Raw genomic sequence first — 19,588 nt, forward strand, 5'->3', positions numbered from 1 at the left:
CTTCAGCCAAACGTTCAGAAGATGGTGGAGACGAGGGGACTCGAACCCCTAACCCCTGCCTTGCAAAGGCAGTGCTCTGCCAGTTGAGCTACGCCCCCGTGGGGGTGGTCAGCGGCCCGGGGTGACCGGGTCGACGGCCTCGGCCCAGAGGTCCTGCTCGGCGCGGGACTGCTGGGTCTTCTTGTAGACGAAGTATCCGCCGACGCTGGCCAGCAGGACCAGCAGAACCTTCTTCAGCATCGGGGATCTCCTTGGATCGAGGTCGATCGGGGTGGGCCTAACTGGATTTGAACCAGTGACCTCTGCCTTATCAGGGCAGCGCTCTAACCAACTGAGCTATAGGCCCGCATCGCGGGGTCGAACCCGGGAGAGATTACCGCACTCCGGCCCTGTCTCCCAAACCGGTTCCGATCGGGCCGGATTCCGGCCCGATCGGACGCGACGAACAGCCTCAGTCCTCCGAGGCCAGCGTCACTTCGAGGCCGCCCAGCAGGGTGGCCGCGATGTTGTAGAGGAACGAACCCAGCGTCGCCAGCGCCGTGATGATCAGCACATCGGCACAGGCCAGCAGGGTGGTGAATCCCATCACCTTGCCGGTGTTGATGTAGTTCTCGATCCGGAACGGTTCGGCCGCCGGAGTGCCCAGCACCTCGGTCACCGTGTTGTTGATGTTCTCGAAGACGCCGGCCGCGCCGATCGCGGACCAGACGATGAACACCGCGACCCAGGTGACGATGCCGAAGGCGATCGACAGCAGGAAGGCGGTCTTCATCACCGACCACGGGTCCAGCCGCGACAGCCGCAGCCGGGCCTTGCGGGTCTGCGGACGGGATGAGGCCTTGGCAGCGGGCTCGGTGCTCGTCGCCGCCTTGCCCTCCTTGCCATAGGGCTTCTTGCCCTCGGAGACGTAGGCCACCTTCGTTTCGGCGCCGTAGCCGCTCTTGGCCTCCGGACCAGGCCCGGTCTTGGCGTCAACGCCATAACCCGACTTGGCATCTACGCCGTAGCCAGTCTTGGCATCTACGCCATAGCCAGTCTTGGCGTCGGCTCCGTAGCCAGTCTTGGCGTCAGTGCCGTAACCGGTCTTCGCATCCGCGCCGTAACTGCTGCTCTTGCCGGCCAGGCCGGTCTTGGCGTCGCTCTCAGTCCGCGCCTTGCTCTCGGTGCCGGTCGCAGCGTCCTTGAGTGCTCCCGCCTTGTCCAGCACCGCCTGCTTAGCCGCGTTCAACTTGTCCCCAAAGGACTCGGAACTAGACGGCTTAGGCGCGCTGGACGGCGTCGAGGTCTGCCCGTACGCCGAGGGCGCGGGCTGGCCGACGCCTCCGGGTGCGGGCTTCTGGCCACCGGGGAGACGGGGCTCCGGCCGACCCGGAGTACTCGGGCTGGCAGGAGCAGGACGCGCCGGGTTGCTCGCGCCAGGCCCGCTCGGGCGGCCGGGCGGTGTCTGCTTGGGCACAGGCCGGACCGGCGGCTGCTGAGGCGGCCGCACCGGCTTGTTCGTGGAACCTCCCGGCTGGTTCGCCGGGGCACCCTGGCGGGGCTGCTGACGAGAGTCGCCGGGCTGCTGGGCGTTCGCAGTACCGGGCCGGGGTTGGTTGCCGTTGCTACGACCGTTGGAGGCCGGGGTAGCCGGTGGGGAGGACTGGCTCTTCCCGGCGCCGCCTTGCGGCCGCTGGGATTTGCTGCCGTCCGCCCCATCAGGCCAGGTCGGCCTCGCGCGGTTGGTCATCAGGTGCCCTCCTGGCCGGCTTCGTCGTCTTCGACCGTAGCCGCGTCCTCAACGTCAGTCGAATGCTGGTCATCATTCCTGACGCTTCCAGAGGGGGGTTCGGTTGTCGATGCGTCCACATCCTGGGCACCGTCGACCTCACCGCTGTCGATCACCACACCGTCCAGGCCGCCGGCCTCGTCGACCACGACTCCGTCGGCCACCACCGCATCGGTGCCGGCCGCGGCGTCCAGCTCGTCGGCCACGGTCAGATCGGTGTTGCGGGCGATCGCGACCACAGCATCCGATTCCCCGACTCCGGCGAACTTAACCCCCATCGTGTCGCGGCCCTTGACCGGAACGCTGTCCACCCGGCTCCGGACCACCTGGCCGCTGTTCTTGATCGCGAGCACCTGGTCGGAGTCGACGACGATCAGCGCACCGACCAGCGAACCGCGCTCGTCGTTCAGCTTGACCGCCTTGATGCCCAGACCGCCACGACCCTGCTGCCGGTACTCCGAGACCCGGCTGCGCTTGGCGTAGCCGGCGTCCGTCACGGTGAAGACGTACTGCGCGTCCTCCTCCGAGCCGGCCCGGATCACCGCCATCGACAGCAGCTCGTCGCCGTTGCGGAACTTCATCCCGGTGACACCGGAGGTGGCCCGGCCCATCGGCCGCAACTGCTCGTCGTTCGCGGTGAAGCGGATCGACTGGCCCTTCCTGGACACCAGCATCAGGTCGTCCTCGGCCGAGGCGAGCTCCGCACCGATCAGTTCGTCGTCGTCCTCGCGGAAGTTGACCGCGATGATGCCGCTCTGACGGGCCGAGTCGTAGTCGGTCAGCGCCGTCTTCTTCACCAGGCCGCGCCTGGTGGCCAGCAGCAGGTACGGCGACTGCTCGTAGTCCCGCAGCGTCAGGACCTGCGCGATCTCCTCGTCCGGCTGGAACGACAGCAGCCCGGCCACGTGCGAGCCCTTGGCGTCGCGCGCGGACTCCGGCAGCTGCCAGACCTTGGCCCGGTAGACCCGGCCCTTGGTGGTGAAGAACAGCATCCAGTGGTGGTTCGTGGTGGCGAAGAAGTGGCCGATCTCGTCCTCGGCCCGCATCGTGGCACCACGGACTCCCTTGCCGCCGCGATTCTGGGTCCGGTACAGGTCGGTCTTGGTGCGCTTCGCGTAGCCGCCGCGGGTGATCGTGACGACCACTTCCTCGTCCGGGACCAGGTCCTGGACGGACAGATCGCCGTCGGCCGCGATGATCTCGGTCCGCCGCTCGTCGCCGTAGCGCTCGACGATCTCGGCCAGCTCGTCGCGGATGATCGTCCGCTGCCGGACCGGGTCGGCCAGGATGTCCTCGAGGTCGGCGATGACGACCTCGAGCTCGTTCAGCCGGTCGACGATCTTCTGCCGCTCCAGGGCGGCCAGCCGGCGCAGCTGCATGTCCAGGATCGCCTGCGCCTGGATCTCGTCGATCTCCAGCAGCGAGATCAGCCCGCTGCGGGCTTCCTCGACGTCCGGGCTGCGGCGGATCAGCGCGATGACCTCGTCCAGCGCGTCGAGCGCCTTGACCAGACCGCGGTAGATGTGGGCCTGCTTCTCGGCCTCGCGGAGGCGGTAGCGGGTCCGGCGCTGGATGACCTCGATCTGGTGGTCGATCCAGTGCGTGATGAACAGGTCCACGCTGAGCGTGCGCGGTACGCCGTCGACCAGGGCGAGCATGTTGCAGCCGAAGGTGTCCTGCAACTGGGTGTGCTTGTAGAGGTTGTTCAGTACTACGCGCGGCTGCGCGTCCCGCTTCAGCACGATCACCAGGCGCTGGCCGGTCCGGGACGAGGTGTCGTCGCGGATGTCGGCGATGCCGTTCATCTTGCCGGTGTTGACCAGTTCGGCGATCTTCTGCGCGAGGTTGTCCGGGTTGACCATGTACGGCAACTGGGTGATGACCAGGCTGGTACGGCCCTTGGCGTCCTCTTCGATGTCGACCACCGCGCGCATCGTGACCGAGCCACGGCCGGTGCGATAGGCGTCGTCGATGCCCTTGTAGCCGACGATCAGGGCGCCGTTCGGGAAGTCCGGGCCCTTGATGTTCTCCATGCACGCCGCCAGGACCTCTTCCTGGCTGGCGTCCGGGTGCTCCAGGCACCACTGCGCCGCGGCGGCGACCTCGCGCAGGTTGTGCGGCGGGATCTGGGTCGCCATCCCGACCGCGATGCCGGCCGAGCCGTTCACCAGCAGGTTCGGGAAGCGGCTGGGCAGGATCACCGGCTCCTGCGAGCGGCCGTCGTAGTTGGGGCGGAAGTCGACCGTCTCCTGGTCGATGTCGCGCACCATCTCCATCGCCAGCGGAGCCAGCCGGCACTCGGTGTACCGCATCGCGGCGGCCGGGTCGTTACCCGGCGAGCCGAAGTTGCCCTGGCCCTGGATCATCGGCGCGCGCATCACCCACGGCTGCGCCAGCCGCACCAGGGTGTCGTAGATCGCGGAGTCACCGTGCGGGTGGTACTGACCCATCACGTCACCGACGACGCGCGAGCACTTCGAGAATCCCCGGTCCGGGCGATAACCGCCGTCGTACATCGCGTAGAGGATGCGGCGGTGCACCGGCTTCAGGCCGTCACGCACCTCCGGCAGTGCGCGGCCGACGATGACGGCCATCGCATAGTCGAGGTACGACTGCTGCATCTCCGTCTGCAGATCGAGCGGCTCGATCCGGTCGTGTCCCGGAGAAATGGGGGTCTCGGTCATCTGGTGATCGTCCCGTTCGTTTCAGTACGTCGGTGAGGTCGGCGCTGCGAGGAGTTCGCCCGGGCAGAACCCGGGCGACCCTCAGATATCAAGGAACCGAACGTCCTTGGCGTTGCGCTGGATGAAGTTGCGACGAGCCTCGATGTCGTCGCCCATCAGGGTCGCGAAGGTCTCGTCGGCCCGGGCTGCGTCGTCCAGGGTGATCTGCAGCAGCACCCGGTTCGCCGGGTCCATCGTGGTCTCCCACAACTCCTGGGCGTTCATCTCACCCAGACCCTTGTACCGCTGGGTGCCGTTCTCCTTCGGCAGCTTCTTGCCTGCCTCGAAGCCGGCCGCCATCAGGCCGTCCTTCTCCCGCTCGGTGTAGGCCAACTCGTGCGCCGAGTTGCTCCAGCGGATCTTGTACAGCGGCGGCTGCGCGGCGTACACCCGGCCGCGCTCGATCAGCGGCCGCATGAAGCGGAACAGCAGGGTGAGCAGCAGCGTCCGGATGTGCTGGCCGTCGACGTCGGCGTCGGCCATGATCACGATCTTGTGGTACCGGAGTTTCTCCTCGTCGAAGTCCTCGTGGATACCGGTGCCGAGGGCGGAGATGATCGCCTGGACCTCGTTGTTCTGCAGCACCTTGTCGATCCGGGCCTTCTCGACGTTCAGGATCTTGCCGCGGATCGGCAGGATGGCCTGGAACTTCGGGTCGCGCCCACCCTTCGCGGAGCCACCGGCCGAGTCACCCTCGACGATGTAGACCTCGCACTCCTCCGGGTTCGTCGACTGGCAGTCGGACAGCTTGCCCGGCAGCCCGCCGCCGCCCAGCAGACCCTTGCGGTTGCGGGCCAGGTCGCGCGCCTTGCGGGCGGCGATCCGGGCACTCGCGGCCGCGGTGGCCTTGCGGATGATCTCGCGGCCCTCCTGCGGGTTCTGCTCGAACCAGGCACCCAGCCGGTCGTTCACGACCCGCTGGACGAAGCCCTTCACCTCGGTGTTGCCGAGCTTGGTCTTCGTCTGGCCCTCGAACTGCGGCTCGCCCAGCTTGACCGAGATGATCGCGGTCAGGCCCTCCCGGATGTCGTCACCGGTGAGCCTGTCCTCCTTCTTCTTGATCATCCCCTGGTCCTCGCCGAACGAGTTGACCAGCGAGGTGAGCGCGGCCCGGAAGCCCTCTTCGTGGGTGCCGCCCTCGTGGGTGTTGATCGTGTTCGCGAAGGTGTGCACGGACTCCTGGAACGAGCCGCTCCACTGCATCGCGACCTCCAGGCTGAGCGAGTTGTCGCCCTGGGCCGCCTCGAAGGCGATCACGTCGCGGTGCACCGTCTCGCGGATCCCGGTCAGGTACTTGACGTAGTCGACCAGGCCGTCGTCGTACTTGAACGACTGCTCGACCGGCTCGCCGTCCTCGGTGGAGTCGGTGCGCTCGTCGCGGATGACGAGTTCGAGGCCCTTGTTCAGGAACGCGTACTCGCGGAAGCGGGTGGACAGCGTCTCGTAGGAGAACGTCGTGGACTCGAAGACGCCCGGGCTCGGCCAGAAGGTGATCGTGGTGCCGTTGGCGTCCGACGTACCGACCTCGGCCAGGTCCGCGTCCGGGACGCCGACGGTGAAGGACTGGGTGTAGGCCTTGCCGTTCTTGCGGACGTCCACCCGGAGCCGGTCGGACAGCGCGTTCACGACCGAGACGCCGACGCCGTGCAGACCACCGGAGACCTTGTACCCGCCGCCGCCGAACTTTCCGCCGGCGTGCAGGACGGTCAGCACGACGGTGACGGCCGGCTTGCCCTCGGACTCGACGATGTCGACGGGGATGCCACGGCCGTTGTCGACGACGCGGACGGCGCCGTCCGGCAGCAGGGTGACCACGATCTTGTCGCAGTATCCGGCCAGCGCCTCGTCTACCGCGTTGTCGACGACCTCGGTGACGAGGTGGTGCAGACCCCGCTCACCGGTGGACCCGATGTACATGCCCGGCCGCTTGCGCACCGCGTCGAGGCCTTCGAGGACCTGGATCGCGCTCGCGTCGTATTCCTTCTCGACGGCGCTGGACTGGATCTCGCTGAGAGGTACTTCTTCGATGCCGGTGCTGTCGGCGGACGTTGTTTCGTCGATCTCGGTCGGCTCGTCGGTCACCGGCTGTTGTCCTCCTCGGACCCCGAGTCCCCGGGGCATCGATGCACAATGGAAGCCGCCCCTACTGTGTTATCCAGCAGAGCGGCTCTCTCGTAGGTCCCAGTCTACCTGCCGACCGAAGCAGAACCTGCCATGAGGCGCCCGAAACTCGGGTCAGGGCGTCTTTTCGGCCACCGAGTCATGTCCCCTATCGCGGGTGGGGTCCCACAAAGCGCTCACGGCCGCTCAGTGGCTTCTGGCTGGATCGCCCCTGACTGTCCGTCGCCCGGAACACCGGCGCCGGACCCGGCGCCCCTTAGGATCGCTGCCGTGGAGAGTCTCGACGACGTCATCGACGCCATGATCGCCGACCGGGTGATCCACCGGCATCGCCGTAAATGGGTGATCGCCCTCGCCCTGGTGGTCGTCGCGGCGCTGATCATCCTGGCCACCGGCGGGTGGAAGGAGAAGAAGGGCCGCACGGTCGAAACGCTCACCGCACCGGTGACGGTGGAGGCCGGCCGGTACGAGTTCGGCTTCTCCACCGCCGAGATCATCCGCCGGCCGAAGACCTCCACCCAGCCCGCCGAGACCCGGGTCGAGCTGAAGATGGAAGTCAAGAACATCGACTCCGAGGAGCAGGAGAGCGACTCGCTGCAGGGCAAGTTCCTGGTACTGGTGCCCGGCGGCGGCCAGGACCCGATCGAGTCGAACGGGGCGACCTGCCGCGGCGAACTCAACTACGTCTTCGTCTACGGACTGCCGGCCGAGACCTGCACCGCGAAGTTCGAGGTACCGGCCGACTTCACCGGCGAGACGCTCGAGTTCGGCGTCCTGGGCGAGAAGTACGAGTCGGACAACGGCTTGCTCGGTGCGTCGGAGAAGCCGTACTGGCACCTCGAGGAGCCGACCGCCGTGGTCCGGGTCCCGGCCACGACCGTTACGGAGACCAAGTGAAGCTGTATCGGCCGGCCACCGTGACCGTCGGCGTGCTGTTCGTCCTGCTCGGCGGCCTGACTCGGCTCGCTGCCCCGGACCAGGTTTACGGAGAGGACAACCGAGCTATCGTGCACGGCACCATCGGGGAGACGCTGACCTACGGCGGCTCCCAGGTCACCGTGACCCGGATGAAGTTCGTCAAGTCGCTCCGGGCCCGCGAGAGTGACGAGGACGTGGTCGAGAGCAACGGGATCTTCGTCGCGATCGAGTACGACACCGTTCGCGGCACCCCGGACCCCCCGAGCAACGACGCCACCCTGGTCGCCGACGGCGGCAGCGTCTACGCGCCGGTCGCGCAGGTGATCGCCGACGGGTTCGACTTCGCCGAACCGGGCTTCGGCAAGACCGGTGCGCTGGTCTTCGAGGTGAACCCGGCGGATCTTTCCGGACTGACCCTGAAGGTCAGGACGATCCGGTTCTTCACCGTGCTGGCAGAAGACCTCGCGGTCGACCTCGGCGTGCCGGACGAGACGATCGCCCAGCAGCACATCGACAAGGCCGACGCCGAGTACGTGCTCCCCAAATCCGTCACCCGGGTCGCCGAATGAATGTCTCGCACCGCGCGGTCCGGCTGACCGCCCAGATCGCCCTGCTGCTCGCGCTGCTGTCGACCGCTGCCTTCCTGCTGCTGCGCACCTACCTCGGCGACGAGGAACGGATCTACAACGAGGGCGCCATCACCGAGGTGGTCACCGGTGGGCCGGTGACGATCGGCAACGTCGAGTGGAAGCTCGAGGCGCTGCAGCCCTGGACCCAACTGGTGGACGCGGAGAAGAAGCCGATCTCGATGGACCAGCCGGCCGGCTCGGTGGTGGTCGTGGCGAGGATCGCGATCACCCCGCGCGACGGGCTGAAGATGAACTCGAACGGGTTCTCCTGCGAGGCCCGGCTCCGCGACGACCGGGGCAACGTGTGGAAGGGCCAGAGCGCGTACGGCTTCGCCCTGCCGACGTACTGCGGCGACGAGGACCACCCGTTCACCCGGAACAAGCCGGGCGAGGTGGCGCAGATCTTCGTGATCCCGCAGTCGGCGGTGGCGCACATCAGCGGGATCCAGGTGGAGAACCTCGAAGAACGCCGCCGGGTTCTGATCACCCGCTGACCCGGCGTACCGGAGTACGGGCGCCGAGGTTCCGGGGGTTCAGACCGCCGCGGTGCGCTCCTGCTCGGCCTTCTCGGCCGCCGCGGCCTCGGCGCGACGCTCGGCGCCCACCGAGATGCACAGGTCGAACGCCGCCGCCAGCAAGGCGATCCGGAGCGTCTCGAACACCACGTCCCGGGCGCCTGTCGCGATCTCGTGGTTCATCAGGCCCCAGCGCTCGCCGTGGTCGCCGATCAGCCGCTGCAGCGTGATGAACGCCCATTCGTCGCTGAGCACCCAGAACGTGTAGACCATGCAGACCACACCGAGGAAGACCGGCCCGACCCGGACCAGCAGCCGGAACGCGTTCAGGGTCGGGTAGAACTTCTCCCGGATCCCGCCCAGCACCAGGTTCGGGGCCCGGTTGGTCAGGTTCACCAGCCGGTTCGGCTTGGCCTCGGCCTGCTCGACCGGCTGTGCGCCGAGGCGACGCTCGAGCCGGGTGCCGCGGAAGACCCCGCCACTGCTGAGGACCCGGTGCCCGAAGACGACGGTGGTGATCGCCAGCCAGGTCAGCGGTTCCGCGACGCCCAGCTTGAACAGCGGCCAGAGGCTCTCCCAGAAGAAGCCCCAGAGGAACTCGATGCCAGCCGGGATCGGGACGTTGATGCCGGCGAAGAAGTCCTTCAGCCCCTCCCACCAGTCGACCGAGACGTACCAGATGGTCCGATCCTGGAACCAGTTCTTGAGATCGGCGACGGCGTACGGGGTGACGACCACGGTGAGCAGGAGGAAGAAGGCCTCGGCCCAGACCTGGATGAACTTGCCCGGCCGGCTCGGCCAGCGGTCGTCGACCGCCTCGACCACGCGGCGCAGTACGAGCAGGATCACGATGGCCGGCAGGTAGGCGCGCCAGGCGTTGTTGCCCAGTTCGAAGAAGCTGGAGCCCGGCTGGGTTCCGCGCTGGACCAGGTTGCTGACGCTCAACTCGGAGACCCGGTCGTCCAGGAAGCCCCACGCGGACCAGACCGCGACCAGCGGCAGCAAGGTGACGGCCAGCAACTCCATCAAGCCTTGCTGAGTCGGGTCGGAGGTCTCCTCGGCCTTGTTGCTGGCCGCGTCCCGCCAGCGGTACAGCGAGGTCGCGCAGGTCCGGATCATGCCGACGTAGGCGGCGATCTGGATCAGCACGCCGGCGGAGAACACGCCGACGCCCAGACTCGAGTGCTGATGCTCGGACAGCCAGATGGCGCCGATGATGGACGCCCGGAAGCCGACGTACCCGGCCAGGAACCAGGTGACCAGCGGCAGCAGGTTCCGCCACCACAGCCGAAACGTGTCGGCGATGAGGCGGACCATCTCGCGGAAACCGTCAACGATCGTATCCATCAGGCGCGATCCTAGGGGACCGCCAGGGTCCAGCAAGGCACCGCCAACCACCCGGGAAGCCTCATGCCGATTTGTCGTCGGATTGCTACTGAGAGTAACTCTTCGGCGTGCTCAGCCGTAGGTGTCGCGAGGACCTCTGCCGCCGCGGACCGTGCGCGGGCCCTTGCGCCAACTCGGGGCGTTCGGCCCTTCGACCTTGACCCTCGTGACTGTGCCGTCGCCGAGTTCGGCGTTCAGCCGGCGGACCAGGTCGGGCGCGAGCAGCCGGACCTGCGTCGCCCAGGCGGTGGAGTCGGTGCGGACGGTGAGCTCGGTGTCCTGGTAGCTCTCGGGCTTGCAGTGCGACGCCATCTCGGGACCGACGATCGACGGCCACCGCGCCATCACGCCGTGCACCGCGACGTCGACCTCCCAGCCCTGCTCGCGCATCAGCCGGCCGAGGGTGTTCGTCAGCAACTGGGGATCGCGATCGTCCGGTCGGGCACTGCTGACGTGCGATCCGCTCGGGCGACGACGGCGGGTCTTCTTGACAGGCTTGACCGGACTCATGCCCTTGAGTCGCCCGGCGAGCGATTTCGCCAGATCCAGGCCCTGCTTGTCGTGCTCCTTTTCGCTCGACGGAGCCTCGACGACCTCGCTCTCGAAGCCGCTGTCAGAGGAATTCCGGGGTTTCGGCTCGCTCCGGACCGGCTCCGCGCGCGGTTTCGGCTCGGGTCGGTCGGGCAGTGGCTGCGCTCCGAACCCGCCGAGCAGGTCCGCGTCCGGACGGAGATCCCCGTCCTCAGGCACGGCGTACCGCTCCGTCGCCGACGTCGAACCGGGCACCGCTCAACTCCGCCGGTACGTCGGCGCCGACCGCGGCGGTGACGAGGACCTGCTCGGCCGGGGCGACCAGTTCGGCCAGCCGGTCGCGGCGGCTCGTGTCGAGCTCGGCGAACACGTCGTCCAGGATCAACACCGGCTCACCCCCGTCCGACCTGAGCAACTCGTACGACGCCAGCCGCAGCGCGAGCGCGAACGACCAGGACTCACCGTGACTCGCATACCCCTTCGCGGGCAAGTCCCCGAGTCCGAGTACGACGTCGTCGCGGTGCGGCCCGACCAGCGAGACCCCGCGCTCGAGCTCGTCGGTCCGCCGATCCCGTACTGCGGTTTGCAGCACCTCGGCGAGCTGGTCCCGACTGGCCACCCCGGGCTCCAGCGGTACCGACGACTTGTACTCCAGCCGGGCATCACCCTTGCCTCGGGCAACAGCATCGTACGAGCCGGAGATCAACGGGCGAAGGGATTCCAGCAGGTCGAGCCTGGCCGCGAGGAGCTCCGAACCAGTCTTGACCAGGTGCGAGTCCCACACCTCGAGGGTGCGCAACTGTCCCTCCACGGCGCCACCCGAACGGTTCTGCCGACGGGCCACCGCCGCGCTCTTGAGCAGCGAGTTGCGCTGCTTGAGGATCCGGTCGTAGTCCTGCCGGACGCCGGCGAATCGCGGTGTCCGCAGAGTGAGCAACTCGTCCAGAAACCGGCGCCGCTCGGACGGATCGCCCTTCACCAGGGCGAGATCCTCGGGCGCGAACAGCACCGTCCGGAGCAGTCCGAGCACTTCCCGGGGCCGGGGGACCGGCGAACGGTTCACCCGGGCCCGATTTGCCCTCCCAGGATTGATTTCCAGCTCGACCACCAGATCGCGGTCGTGGTCGGACCGGATCTCGGTCCGCACGATCGCCCGTGGCGCACCGGCCCGGACCAGGGGCGCGTCGTTCGCCACCCGGTGCGAGCCGAGCGTCGCGGTGTAGTGGATCGCCTCGACCAGGTTGGTCTTGCCCTGGCCGTTCGGCCCGACGAAAGCGGTCACGCCCGCTTCGAGTTGAACCTCCGCCTGCTGGTACGACCGGAAGTCGAGCAGACCGAGAGCGGTGACGAACACCTGGAATTCCTCTGCTGGGCGGATCCTGAGGGCTAGTGCTTGACCGGCGGCGTCGCGTACGACGGGTCCTCGGCGCCCTTGACCGCGTGGCCGCCGAACTGGTTCCGCATCGCGGCGATCGCCTTCATCGCGGGGGAGTCCTCCTGCCGGGAGGCGAACCGCGCGAACAGCGACGCGGCGATGGCCGGCACCGGTACGGCGTGCTGGATCGCGGCCTCGACGGTCCACCGGCCCTCGCCGGAGTCCTCGGCGTAGCCGCGGATCTTGTCCAGGTGGGTGTCTTCCTGCAGCGCGTTCACCATCAGGTCGAGCAGCCAGGACCGGATCACGGTGCCCTCGCGCCAGGAGTCGAACACCTCCGGCACGCTCTCGACGGTGTCCGCGGCCTCGAGCAGTTCGAAGCCCTCGGCGTAGGCCTGCATGATCGCGTACTCGATGCCGTTGTGGACCATCTTGGCGAAGTGGCCCGCGCCGACCTTGCCGGCGTGCACGAAGCCGAAGTCACCCTCGGGCTTGAGCGCTTCGAAGATGGGCATCAGCGTGGCGATGACCTCGGCGTCTCCGCCGCACATCAGCGCGTAGCCGTTCTCCAGACCCCAGACGCCACCGGAGACACCGCAGTCGACGAACTTGATGCCCTTCGCGGCCAACTGCTCGGCCCGGCGGATGTCGTCGGTCCAGCGGCTGTTGCCGCCGTCGATCACGATGTCGCCCTCGGACAGCAACCCGGCCAACTCGGTCAGCACCGGGTCGATGGCCTGCACCGGCACCATCACCCAGACCACCTTCGGCTGGTCCGCCGCCGTCAGCTTGCCGACCATGTCGGTCAGATCGGTGGCGTCGGAGATGCTCGCGTTGTGGTCGACACCGACCACTGTGAGGCCCGCGGCACGCATCCGCTCGCGCATGTTGCCGCCCATCTTGCCGAGACCGACAAGGCCGAGCTCCATCGTGAATCCCCTTGTTCTGTTGGCGTTTCCCTGGGTTTCAGCTGTTCAGGCGAACCGGCATCAGCACGTACCGGAACTCGCTGATCGGGTCGCCGTCGAAGTCCTTCACGCCGGTCAGCTCGGCCGGCTTGGTCGCCTGGGTGAACGCCAGGTGCGCGACCGAGGTGCCGATCGCGTTCAGTCCGTCGAGCAGGTACGTCGGGTTGAACCCCACGGTCACCGGTTCCCCGACGACGCGCGCCTCAATCGACTCCGACGCCTGGGCCTCGTCACCGCTGCCGGCATCCAGCGTCACGGTGTCCTCGGAGAACGTCAGCCGGACCGGTGCGTTGCGCTCGGCCACCAGGGCGACGCGCTTGACCGCCTCGACCAGGGTGGCGGTGTCGATCCGGACCCGGGTCGCGATCGCGGCGTCGGTCGGGATGATGCCGCGAACCTTCGGGAACTCGCCGTCGAGGAGCCGGGTGGTGGCCCGCCGGTTGCCGCCGGACACCTCGCCCTCGAAACCGACGATGCCGTCACCGCTGCCAGGGGCGGCCAGAGAGACGATGATGTCGGTTCCGGTCATCGCTTTCGCGGTTTCCGACAGCACCCGGGCCGGGATAAGGGCTGCAGCAGAGGCATCTGGGGATTGCGGGTTCCACTCGAGCTCGCGGATCGCCAGGCGGTACCGGTCGGTGGCCAGTAGCGAGATCGTCGAACCCTCGATCTCGACCCGGACGCCGGTCAGTACCGGAAGGGTGTCCTCCCGGCCCGCCGCGGTGACCACCTGAGCGACAGCCTGGGCGAAAACGTCGCTGCGAACAGTGCCGCTGGCCGCCGGCAGGTCGGGCAAAGCCGGATATTCCTCTGTGGGAAGCGTCTGGAGCGTGAACCGCGAGGTGCCGCAGGTGACCTGCGCCTTCGCGCCGTCCACGGCGACGTCCACGGGCTGGTTCGGAAGACTCTTCGAGATGTCGGCGACGAGCCGGCCGGAGATCAGGCACTTGCCGGTGTCCGCCACCTGCGCGGGCACGGTGACACGAACGGAGGTCTCGTAGTCGAAGCCGGACAGGGTGATCTGCCCTTCCTCCGCTTCGACGAGAAGGCCGGCAAGGATCGGGACGCTGGGACGGCTGGGCAGACTGCGCGCGGCCCAGGCCACCGACTCGGCCAGTACGTCGCGCTCGACGCGAAACTTCACCGCTGGGTGCCTCCTGATTCGGCTGTGTGCCAGGCAGATCCTGCCACGGACAGATGTGATGTGTGCCAACCGGGCTTGACGTGGCGGTTCGGGCGGGTCGCGTCCCCGTCTTTTCTGTGGTTCTGAGGACAGCCTGACAGGTCGTGCAAGCGGGGTCTGCAGGAGGTGCGAAATCGGGGTTTTCCCCAGGTTGGGCGCCCAGACCCTTTTGTGGACTGGGAACTCCTTACAGATTCCATAGGGTTCTTCGCACCGGTGGATACTGTGGAAAAGCGGCGAGATCGCAGGTCAGAGGCCGTTTCGCCCTGTGCACGGACTGTGGATGAAATCGGTGCCAGCTCTGGACGGCTGGTGATGACGATTTTTCTCCACACAGGCGATCCACAGGCGAGACGAGAGTGTCCACCGAGATACCCACAGTTATCCACAGGACTGTCCCCAGCCTGTGTGGTTCGTGTGACCGCGTCGTTGCGCTCGGCGTACACGCTCTCGAGGGCAGTCACACGTCGCGTCATTGCTGCTTGGCCTGGTGCTTGATCCGGTTGGTCAACTCGGTCACCTGGTTGAAGACGCTGCGCCGCTCCGACATCAACTGACGGATCTTCCGCTCCGCGTGCATCACGGTGGTGTGGTCGCGGCCGCCGAACTGCTGGCCGATCTTCGGCAGCGACAGGTCGGTCAGTTCGCGGCACAGGTACATGGCGATCTGCCGAGCCGTCACGAGTACGCGGCTGCGGCTCGATCCGCACAGGTCGTCGATCGAGAGCCCGAAGTACGAGGCGGTCTGGCCCATGATCATGCTGGCCGTCACCTCGGGCTTGCTGCCTTCGGGGATCAGGTCCTTCAGCACGATCTCGGCCAGGGACAGATCGACCGGCTGCCGGTTCAGGCTGGCGAAGGCGGTGACCCGGATCAGGGCGCCCTCGAGCTCACGGATGTTCGTCTGCACCTTGCTGGCGATGAACTCCAGCACCTCCGGCGGCGCGGTCAACCGCTCGGTGGCGGCCTTCTTGCGCAGGATCGCGATCCGGGTCTCGAGGTCGGGCGGCTGGATGTCGGTGATCAGGCCCCACTCGAACCGGTTCCGCAGCCGGTCCTCCAGCGCCTCCAGGCGTTTCGGCGCCCGGTCGGAGCTGATCACGATCTGCTTGTTCGCGTTGTGCAGCGTGTTGAAGGTGTGGAAGAACTCCTCCTGGGTCTGGATCTTGCCTTCCAGGAACTGGATGTCGTCGATCAGCAGCACGTCGACGTCGCGGTACCGGCGCTGGAACTGGGCGGCCTTGTCGTCGCGAATCGCGTTGATGAAGTCGTTGGTGAACTCTTCGCTGGACACGTACCGGACCCGCGCCCCGGTGTAGAGACTGCGGACGTAGTGCCCGATCGCGTGCAACAGGTGGGTCTTGCCCAGTCCGGAGTCGCCGTAGATCAACTGCGGGTTGTACGCCTTGCCCGGCGCTTCGGCGACCGCGACGGCCGCGGCGTGCGCGAACCGGTTCGAGCTGCCGATGACGAAGGTCTCGAAGGTGTACTTCGGGTTGAGCCGCGCCTCACCCTGCGCCTCGGTGGCCGGCTGGGTCGGAGCGGAACCGTTCGGCGGCGGCGCGACCGAGCCGAGCGGCCGCGAGGTCTCCTGGACCGGCTGCGCGATGGCCGACTGCTGGTGACTGGGTTGTTGCTGGTGAAGGGGCTGCTGATGGATCGGCTGATGCGGCTGCCCGAACGGCTGGTGGATCGGCTGACCCAGAGCGTGGCTCGGCGGCTGCAGCGCCGGCGCCGACTCCTGTACTACGGGCTGCACCGGCGCGACCGGTTCGCGGAGTTCGGGATCCAGCGATGGGTCGACCGTGACGGCGATCCGGATGTCGCGGCCGAAGCTCTCGGTGAGGATGCGCTCCAGGTCGGGCCGGAGCCGGGTCTCGAGCTGGCCCCGGGTGAAGTCGTCGGGGACCGCGACGATCGCGGTGCTCTCGTGCAACGTCACCGGGCGCGAGTTCGTCAGCCAGGCCCGCTGGTTCGGTGGCAGCCCGGCGAGGACCCTGGTCCAGGCTTCGTCCAGATCCTTCACTTCCGCCTTGCGTTCCGCACTGCCGGACTGGTCCTCGACCACGCGTTGCTCCCCGAATCCTCTGCTGCGGTGGCCGGCGCTCCGGGGATCGCCCCGAGGCAACGCGACCATTGGGCCCGGTACCCGGCTGCCACTCGTGCCGCCGGTCGGCCGCACGTCGCAGTAGCTGTTCTCCTCAACCGGTTTCCTCATTGTCCACATCGTTGTCCACAGTTGTGAACGAAGCGCGGAGCTAGTTGGTTACCGGTCGCGGGGGTGTGGGACCTCTGGTGTGAGGGGCTGACGCTAACAAGTCCGCCCACACTGCTTCAAGCCGTCATCCACAGGCTATGGGGCCTAAATTGGGGGCAACCTCCGGCGTGTCGGGTAGACGTCGGAGCGTAGTCGTGGTGTGCGGGCAGCGCATTGTCGCGCTTGGTAGCCGAGATGACCAGTCTGTGACGAGCCTCTGGCAGGGTGTGCCGACGGGCCGTCATCCACAAGCCTGTGGAAAACTATGGGGACGACTGGTTTGACCTGTCCACAGGCGGCCACGTACCGTGGATCAGTCGGTGTTGAGCCGGCCGTTTCGTGCTGCGCTCCCTACAGGACCCTTCTGTGACTGCGAAGGTTCTCCGACGGTAGGCAGGACCTGTACCAGGGACAGATCTATCAGTGGATTTGTCGACAAATGTGATCTCGAGTAACCGGAGTCATTCCAGTGAGCAAGAGGACGTTCCAGCCGAACAACCGTCGTCGGCACAAGAAGCACGGCTTCCGTCTTCGGATGCGGACCCGCGCCGGTCGCGCCATCCTCGCAACGCGTCGTGCCAAGGGTCGCCAGCGCCTCGCGGCCTGACGCCGTTGAGCTGGCGACGGTGACCACCTCGTGCTACCCGCGTCGAACCGGCTGCGTCGGTCCGACGACTTCCGTCGCGCCGTCCGGATGGGACGGCGTGCGGGGCGGCGTGCCGTGGTGGTCCATCTGTTGCCGGGGTCCGGCTCGTCTGACGAACCCGCTCGTGTCGGATTCGTGGTGAACAAGGCGGTGGGCAATGCGGTTCTGCGGAACCGTGTCCACCGCCGTCTGCGTGCCGTGATGGCGGCGCAGCTTCCCAGCCTTCCGCCTGGCAGCCTGACCGTGGTTCGGGCCCTGCCCGCGTCGGCCGCAGCGTCGTACGACGAGCTGGTGGCGGACGTGCACGGCGCGCTGCGGCGGGTTCTGACGGTGCCGTTGAAAGATGTGCGATGAAGATCGCGCCCGTCAAGTACGGGATCATCGGCTTCCTCAAGCTGTACCGGAAGTTCGTCAGCCCGATGTACGGCCAGGTGTGCCGGTTCTACCCCAGCTGTTCTGCTTACGCCCTGGAAGCGGTCGAACGCCACGGCGCGGTGCGCGGTACCTGGCTGGCGGCGAGGAGACTCGCCCGCTGCCACCCGTGGAACCCCGGCGGCTACGACCCCGTTCCACCCACAGATGTCGACCAGCGCGGAGATGCCGTCTCCGCCAACCAGCCCGGGCCGTCAGCCGACGCCGGGCCTGTGCAGCGAGGTGCTTGAGTGATTCATCTGGCCATCCCCGAACTCGCGTTGTGGGACGGGATCGTAGACGTTTTCAACGCCGTCATGACTCCGCTGTACTGGGCGGTGTCGGCGCTGCTGGTGGGATGGCACTGGCTGCTGTCACAGGTGCTCGATCCGGACAGCGGCTGGGCCTGGGCGCTGTCGATCGCCGGCCTGACCATCGTCATCCGGACCCTGCTGATCCCGCTCTTCGTGCGGCAGATCCGGTCCAGCCGGAACATGCAGTTGCTGCAGCCGAAGATGAAGGAGCTGCAGAAGAAGTACGGCCACGACCGGGAGAAGCTCGGTCAGGAAATGATGAAGCTGTACAAGGAGACGGGTACCAACCCGTTCTCCTCGTGCCTTCCGCTGCTGCTGCAGTCGCCGGTCTTCCTGGCCCTGTTCCGGGTGCTCGACGGCGCGTCGAAGGGTGAGGCGCACAGCAGCCTCATCGCCCCGCACGTCGACTCGCTGCGGCACGCGAAGATCTTCGGTGCCGAGATCTCCCAGACCTTCCTGCGCGCGAACGGTGACGGCTCCACCAACGTCAAGATCGTCGCGGTGGTGCTGATCATCCTGATGACCGCCACGATGTTCATCACCCAGCTGCAACTGATGCGCAAGAACATGCCGAAGGAGGCCCTCGAGGGCCAGGCGGCGCAGATGCAGAAGATCATGCTCTACGTCTTCCCGATCTTCTTCCTGATCGGTGGCTTCAACTTCCCGATCGGTGTGCTGATCTACTGGTTCGTCTCGAACGTGTGGACGATGGGCCAGCAGTTCTACGTGATCCGCCGCAACCCGGCGCCCGGTACCCCGGCGTTCGACGCGATGGAAGCGCGCAAGCGCGAGCACAACCTGCGCGCGGGCAAGCCGGCCGACGAGGGCCTGGCCGGCGCCGACGGCGAGGAGGGTTCGGTCGCGACCGACCGCCGCCCGGCCAACCGGCAGCAGCCGAAGCGCCAGTCGCGGAGCAACCGGAAGACTGGCGCCCCGTCCGCCTCGACCGGCTCCACTCCGAGCGACCCGCCGGCGAGCAACGGACAGACGACGCCGAAGTCGGCCAGCAACGGGCAGCAGCCGGCCGCGAAGAAGACGCCCGCGAAGCAGACCTCGGGCTCCAACACCAAGCGCCAGCCGGCCGCGAAGTCGCGCGCCGCTCGTCAGGCAGCCCAGAAGAAAGCCGCGCAGAAGAAGCCCGGCGGTGGCTCGTCCGGCCGTTCCTGACGCTGGATGATCGAGTCCGGCCGAGGCCGGCACCCCTGTTTTCTCTGCTGTGTACCACTGGGTCCCCGTGGGGCGGATCTCGAACCGTGAAGGAGTGGCCGTGAGCGACGGCATGCAGAACACCGAGGCAGCGGAGAAGTCCGCTCCGTCGACGGACCAGGCGGGCGACCGCCTGAAGGCGCTGGAGGCCGAGAGCGACATCGCGGCCGACTACCTGGAGGAACTGCTCGACATCGCCGACCTGGACGGCGACATCGACATGGACATCGACGGCGACCGGGCCGCGGTGTCGATCGTGGGCGCCGACCTGACCGACCTCGTCGGCGAGAACGGCAAGGTGCTCGAGGCGCTGCAGGAACTGACCCGGCTGGCCGTCTACCGGGAGACCGGCGAGCGGTCCCGGTTGATGCTCGACGTGTCGAACTACCGGGCCAACCGGAAGGCCGAACTGGAGCAGGTCGGCCTCAAGGCGGTAGAGGAAGTGAAGGCTTCCGGTGCCGCGGTGAAGCTCGGCCCGATGACCCCGTTCGAGCGGAAGGTCGTGCACGACGTCGTCGCGGCCGCTGGCCTGACCAGCGAGTCCGAGGGCGAGGAGCCGCGTCGCCGGGTCGTCGTCCAGCCCGCGTGATCGCCGTGTTCTGCTCGTGACCGATGACGTTTCACGTGAAACACCGCC

At 67.4% G+C, this 19,588-nt stretch carries 17 protein-coding genes, 2 tRNA genes and 1 pseudogene; 8 read left to right on the top strand and 12 right to left on the bottom strand.

From position 1 onward, the window contains the following. Positions 1-22: 22 nt before the first annotated feature. The 6 genes from ABD255_RS08420 to gyrB all read right to left on the bottom strand — a co-directional run bounded on the left by ABD255_RS08420 (position 23) and on the right by gyrB (position 6,612). Positions 23-98: transfer RNA gene (locus ABD255_RS08420), tRNA-Ala, on the bottom strand. Positions 99-108: 10 nt separating this feature from the next. Beyond that, complete coding sequence (locus ABD255_RS08425) at positions 109-240, bottom strand: DLW-39 family protein (RefSeq protein WP_020386709.1); 132 nt, start codon at positions 238-240, stop codon at positions 109-111. Positions 241-272: 32 nt separating this feature from the next. Continuing rightward, positions 273-346: transfer RNA gene (locus tag ABD255_RS08430), tRNA-Ile, on the bottom strand. Between the two features lie 105 nt (positions 347-451). Further along, on the bottom strand, positions 452-1,729 hold the full coding sequence (locus ABD255_RS08435) for a DUF3566 domain-containing protein (RefSeq protein WP_344211593.1): 1,278 nt from the start codon (positions 1,727-1,729) through the stop codon (positions 452-454). Further along, positions 1,729-4,389: a DNA gyrase subunit A gene (gyrA, locus tag ABD255_RS08440; RefSeq protein ID WP_425554398.1), complete on the bottom strand. Its 2,661-nt coding sequence runs from the start codon at positions 4,387-4,389 to the stop codon at positions 1,729-1,731. Before gyrA ends, ABD255_RS08435 begins: the two co-directional genes overlap by 1 nt. 144 nt (positions 4,390-4,533) lie before the next feature. Further along, positions 4,534-6,612, bottom strand: a complete 2,079-nt coding sequence (gyrB, locus tag ABD255_RS08445; protein WP_425554393.1) for a DNA topoisomerase (ATP-hydrolyzing) subunit B — start codon at positions 6,610-6,612, stop codon at positions 4,534-4,536. Between the two features lie 270 nt (positions 6,613-6,882). On the opposite strand from gyrB, the gene ABD255_RS08450 reads away from it, so the two are divergent. From ABD255_RS08450 to ABD255_RS08460, 3 genes are read left to right on the top strand one after another with little or no spacing between them, the layout of a single operon-like run. Beyond that, a complete protein-coding gene (locus ABD255_RS08450) occupies positions 6,883-7,509 on the top strand; it encodes a hypothetical protein (protein WP_344211598.1) in 627 nt (208 codons plus the stop codon). Further along, entirely contained in the window at positions 7,506-8,099 is a 594-nt protein-coding gene (locus ABD255_RS08455; protein ID WP_344211600.1) for a hypothetical protein, read from the top strand. The genes ABD255_RS08450 and ABD255_RS08455 overlap by 4 nt, the downstream gene beginning before the upstream one ends. Next, positions 8,096-8,653 (top strand): hypothetical protein, encoded by a 558-nt coding sequence (locus tag ABD255_RS08460; protein WP_344211602.1) that lies wholly within the window; start codon positions 8,096-8,098, stop codon positions 8,651-8,653. The genes ABD255_RS08455 and ABD255_RS08460 overlap by 4 nt, the downstream gene beginning before the upstream one ends. 39 nt (positions 8,654-8,692) lie before the next feature. On the opposite strand, the gene ABD255_RS08465 is transcribed toward ABD255_RS08460, so the two are convergent. The 6 genes from ABD255_RS08465 to dnaA form a co-directional block, all read right to left on the bottom strand. Next, positions 8,693-10,021 carry a hypothetical protein gene (locus tag ABD255_RS08465; protein ID WP_344211604.1) on the bottom strand — a complete coding sequence of 443 codons (1,329 nt, stop codon included), beginning with the start codon at positions 10,019-10,021 and terminating at the stop codon, positions 8,693-8,695. 111 nt (positions 10,022-10,132) lie between these two features. Continuing rightward, the gene (locus ABD255_RS08470; RefSeq protein ID WP_344211606.1) at positions 10,133-10,846 is read right to left on the bottom strand and encodes a DciA family protein; all 714 of its coding nucleotides are present in this window, start codon (positions 10,844-10,846) and stop codon (positions 10,133-10,135) included. Continuing rightward, positions 10,803-11,945 (bottom strand): DNA replication/repair protein RecF, encoded by a 1,143-nt coding sequence (gene recF, locus ABD255_RS08475; RefSeq protein ID WP_344211608.1) that lies wholly within the window; start codon positions 11,943-11,945, stop codon positions 10,803-10,805. The genes ABD255_RS08470 and recF overlap by 44 nt, the downstream gene beginning before the upstream one ends. A gap of 32 nt (positions 11,946-11,977) precedes the next feature. Next, positions 11,978-12,895, bottom strand: a complete 918-nt coding sequence (gnd, locus tag ABD255_RS08480) for a phosphogluconate dehydrogenase (NAD(+)-dependent, decarboxylating) (protein ID WP_344211610.1) — start codon at positions 12,893-12,895, stop codon at positions 11,978-11,980. Positions 12,896-12,932: 37 nt separating this feature from the next. Beyond that, positions 12,933-14,078, bottom strand: coding sequence for a DNA polymerase III subunit beta (gene dnaN, locus ABD255_RS08485; protein WP_344211612.1), 1,146 nt, complete (start codon positions 14,076-14,078; stop codon positions 12,933-12,935). Between the two features lie 511 nt (positions 14,079-14,589). Beyond that, a complete protein-coding gene (gene dnaA / locus ABD255_RS08490) occupies positions 14,590-16,335 on the bottom strand; it encodes a chromosomal replication initiator protein DnaA (protein WP_344211614.1) in 1,746 nt (581 codons plus the stop codon). Between the two features lie 508 nt (positions 16,336-16,843). Here dnaA and rpmH point away from each other — a divergent pair. The 5 genes and pseudogenes from rpmH to ABD255_RS08515 all read left to right on the top strand — a co-directional run bounded on the left by rpmH (position 16,844) and on the right by ABD255_RS08515 (position 19,540). Next, positions 16,844-16,981, top strand: a complete 138-nt coding sequence (gene rpmH / locus ABD255_RS08495; protein WP_083933330.1) for a 50S ribosomal protein L34 — start codon at positions 16,844-16,846, stop codon at positions 16,979-16,981. 30 nt (positions 16,982-17,011) lie between these two features. Beyond that, on the top strand, positions 17,012-17,374 hold the full coding sequence (rnpA, locus tag ABD255_RS08500; protein WP_344211616.1) for a ribonuclease P protein component: 363 nt from the start codon (positions 17,012-17,014) through the stop codon (positions 17,372-17,374). Then, positions 17,371-17,682: a membrane protein insertion efficiency factor YidD gene (gene yidD, locus ABD255_RS08505; protein ID WP_344211618.1), complete on the top strand. Its 312-nt coding sequence runs from the start codon at positions 17,371-17,373 to the stop codon at positions 17,680-17,682. Before rnpA ends, yidD begins: the two co-directional genes overlap by 4 nt. Before the next feature lie 66 nt (positions 17,683-17,748). Next, positions 17,749-18,669 (top strand): annotated as a pseudogene (gene yidC / locus ABD255_RS08510) (membrane protein insertase YidC); the annotation flags it as partial. A gap of 355 nt (positions 18,670-19,024) precedes the next feature. After that, positions 19,025-19,540: a Jag family protein gene (locus tag ABD255_RS08515; RefSeq protein WP_344212330.1), complete on the top strand. Its 516-nt coding sequence runs from the start codon at positions 19,025-19,027 to the stop codon at positions 19,538-19,540. Positions 19,541-19,588 lie beyond the last annotated feature (48 nt).

Source organism: Kribbella sancticallisti (genome assembly GCF_039530625.1).
In the GTDB taxonomy this organism is placed as follows: domain Bacteria; phylum Actinomycetota; class Actinomycetes; order Propionibacteriales; family Kribbellaceae; genus Kribbella; species Kribbella sancticallisti.

Coding starts and splice junctions, on each gene's coding strand:
- gyrB (WP_425554393.1), bottom strand. CDS start 6,612: ATGCCCCGGGGACTCGGGGTCCGAGGAGGACAACAGCCGGTGACCGAC.
- ABD255_RS08515 (WP_344212330.1), top strand. CDS start 19,025: ATGCAGAACACCGAGGCAGCGGAGAAGTCCGCTCCGTCGACGGACCAG.
- yidD (WP_344211618.1), top strand. CDS start 17,371: ATGAAGATCGCGCCCGTCAAGTACGGGATCATCGGCTTCCTCAAGCTG.
- ABD255_RS08460 (WP_344211602.1), top strand. CDS start 8,096: ATGAATGTCTCGCACCGCGCGGTCCGGCTGACCGCCCAGATCGCCCTG.
- ABD255_RS08435 (WP_344211593.1), bottom strand. CDS start 1,729: ATGACCAACCGCGCGAGGCCGACCTGGCCTGATGGGGCGGACGGCAGC.
- gnd (WP_344211610.1), bottom strand. CDS start 12,895: ATGGAGCTCGGCCTTGTCGGTCTCGGCAAGATGGGCGGCAACATGCGC.
- gyrA (WP_425554398.1), bottom strand. CDS start 4,389: ATGCAGCAGTCGTACCTCGACTATGCGATGGCCGTCATCGTCGGCCGC.
- dnaA (WP_344211614.1), bottom strand. CDS start 16,335: ATGAGGAAACCGGTTGAGGAGAACAGCTACTGCGACGTGCGGCCGACC.
- ABD255_RS08425 (WP_020386709.1), bottom strand. CDS start 240: ATGCTGAAGAAGGTTCTGCTGGTCCTGCTGGCCAGCGTCGGCGGATAC.
- ABD255_RS08465 (WP_344211604.1), bottom strand. CDS start 10,021: ATGGATACGATCGTTGACGGTTTCCGCGAGATGGTCCGCCTCATCGCC.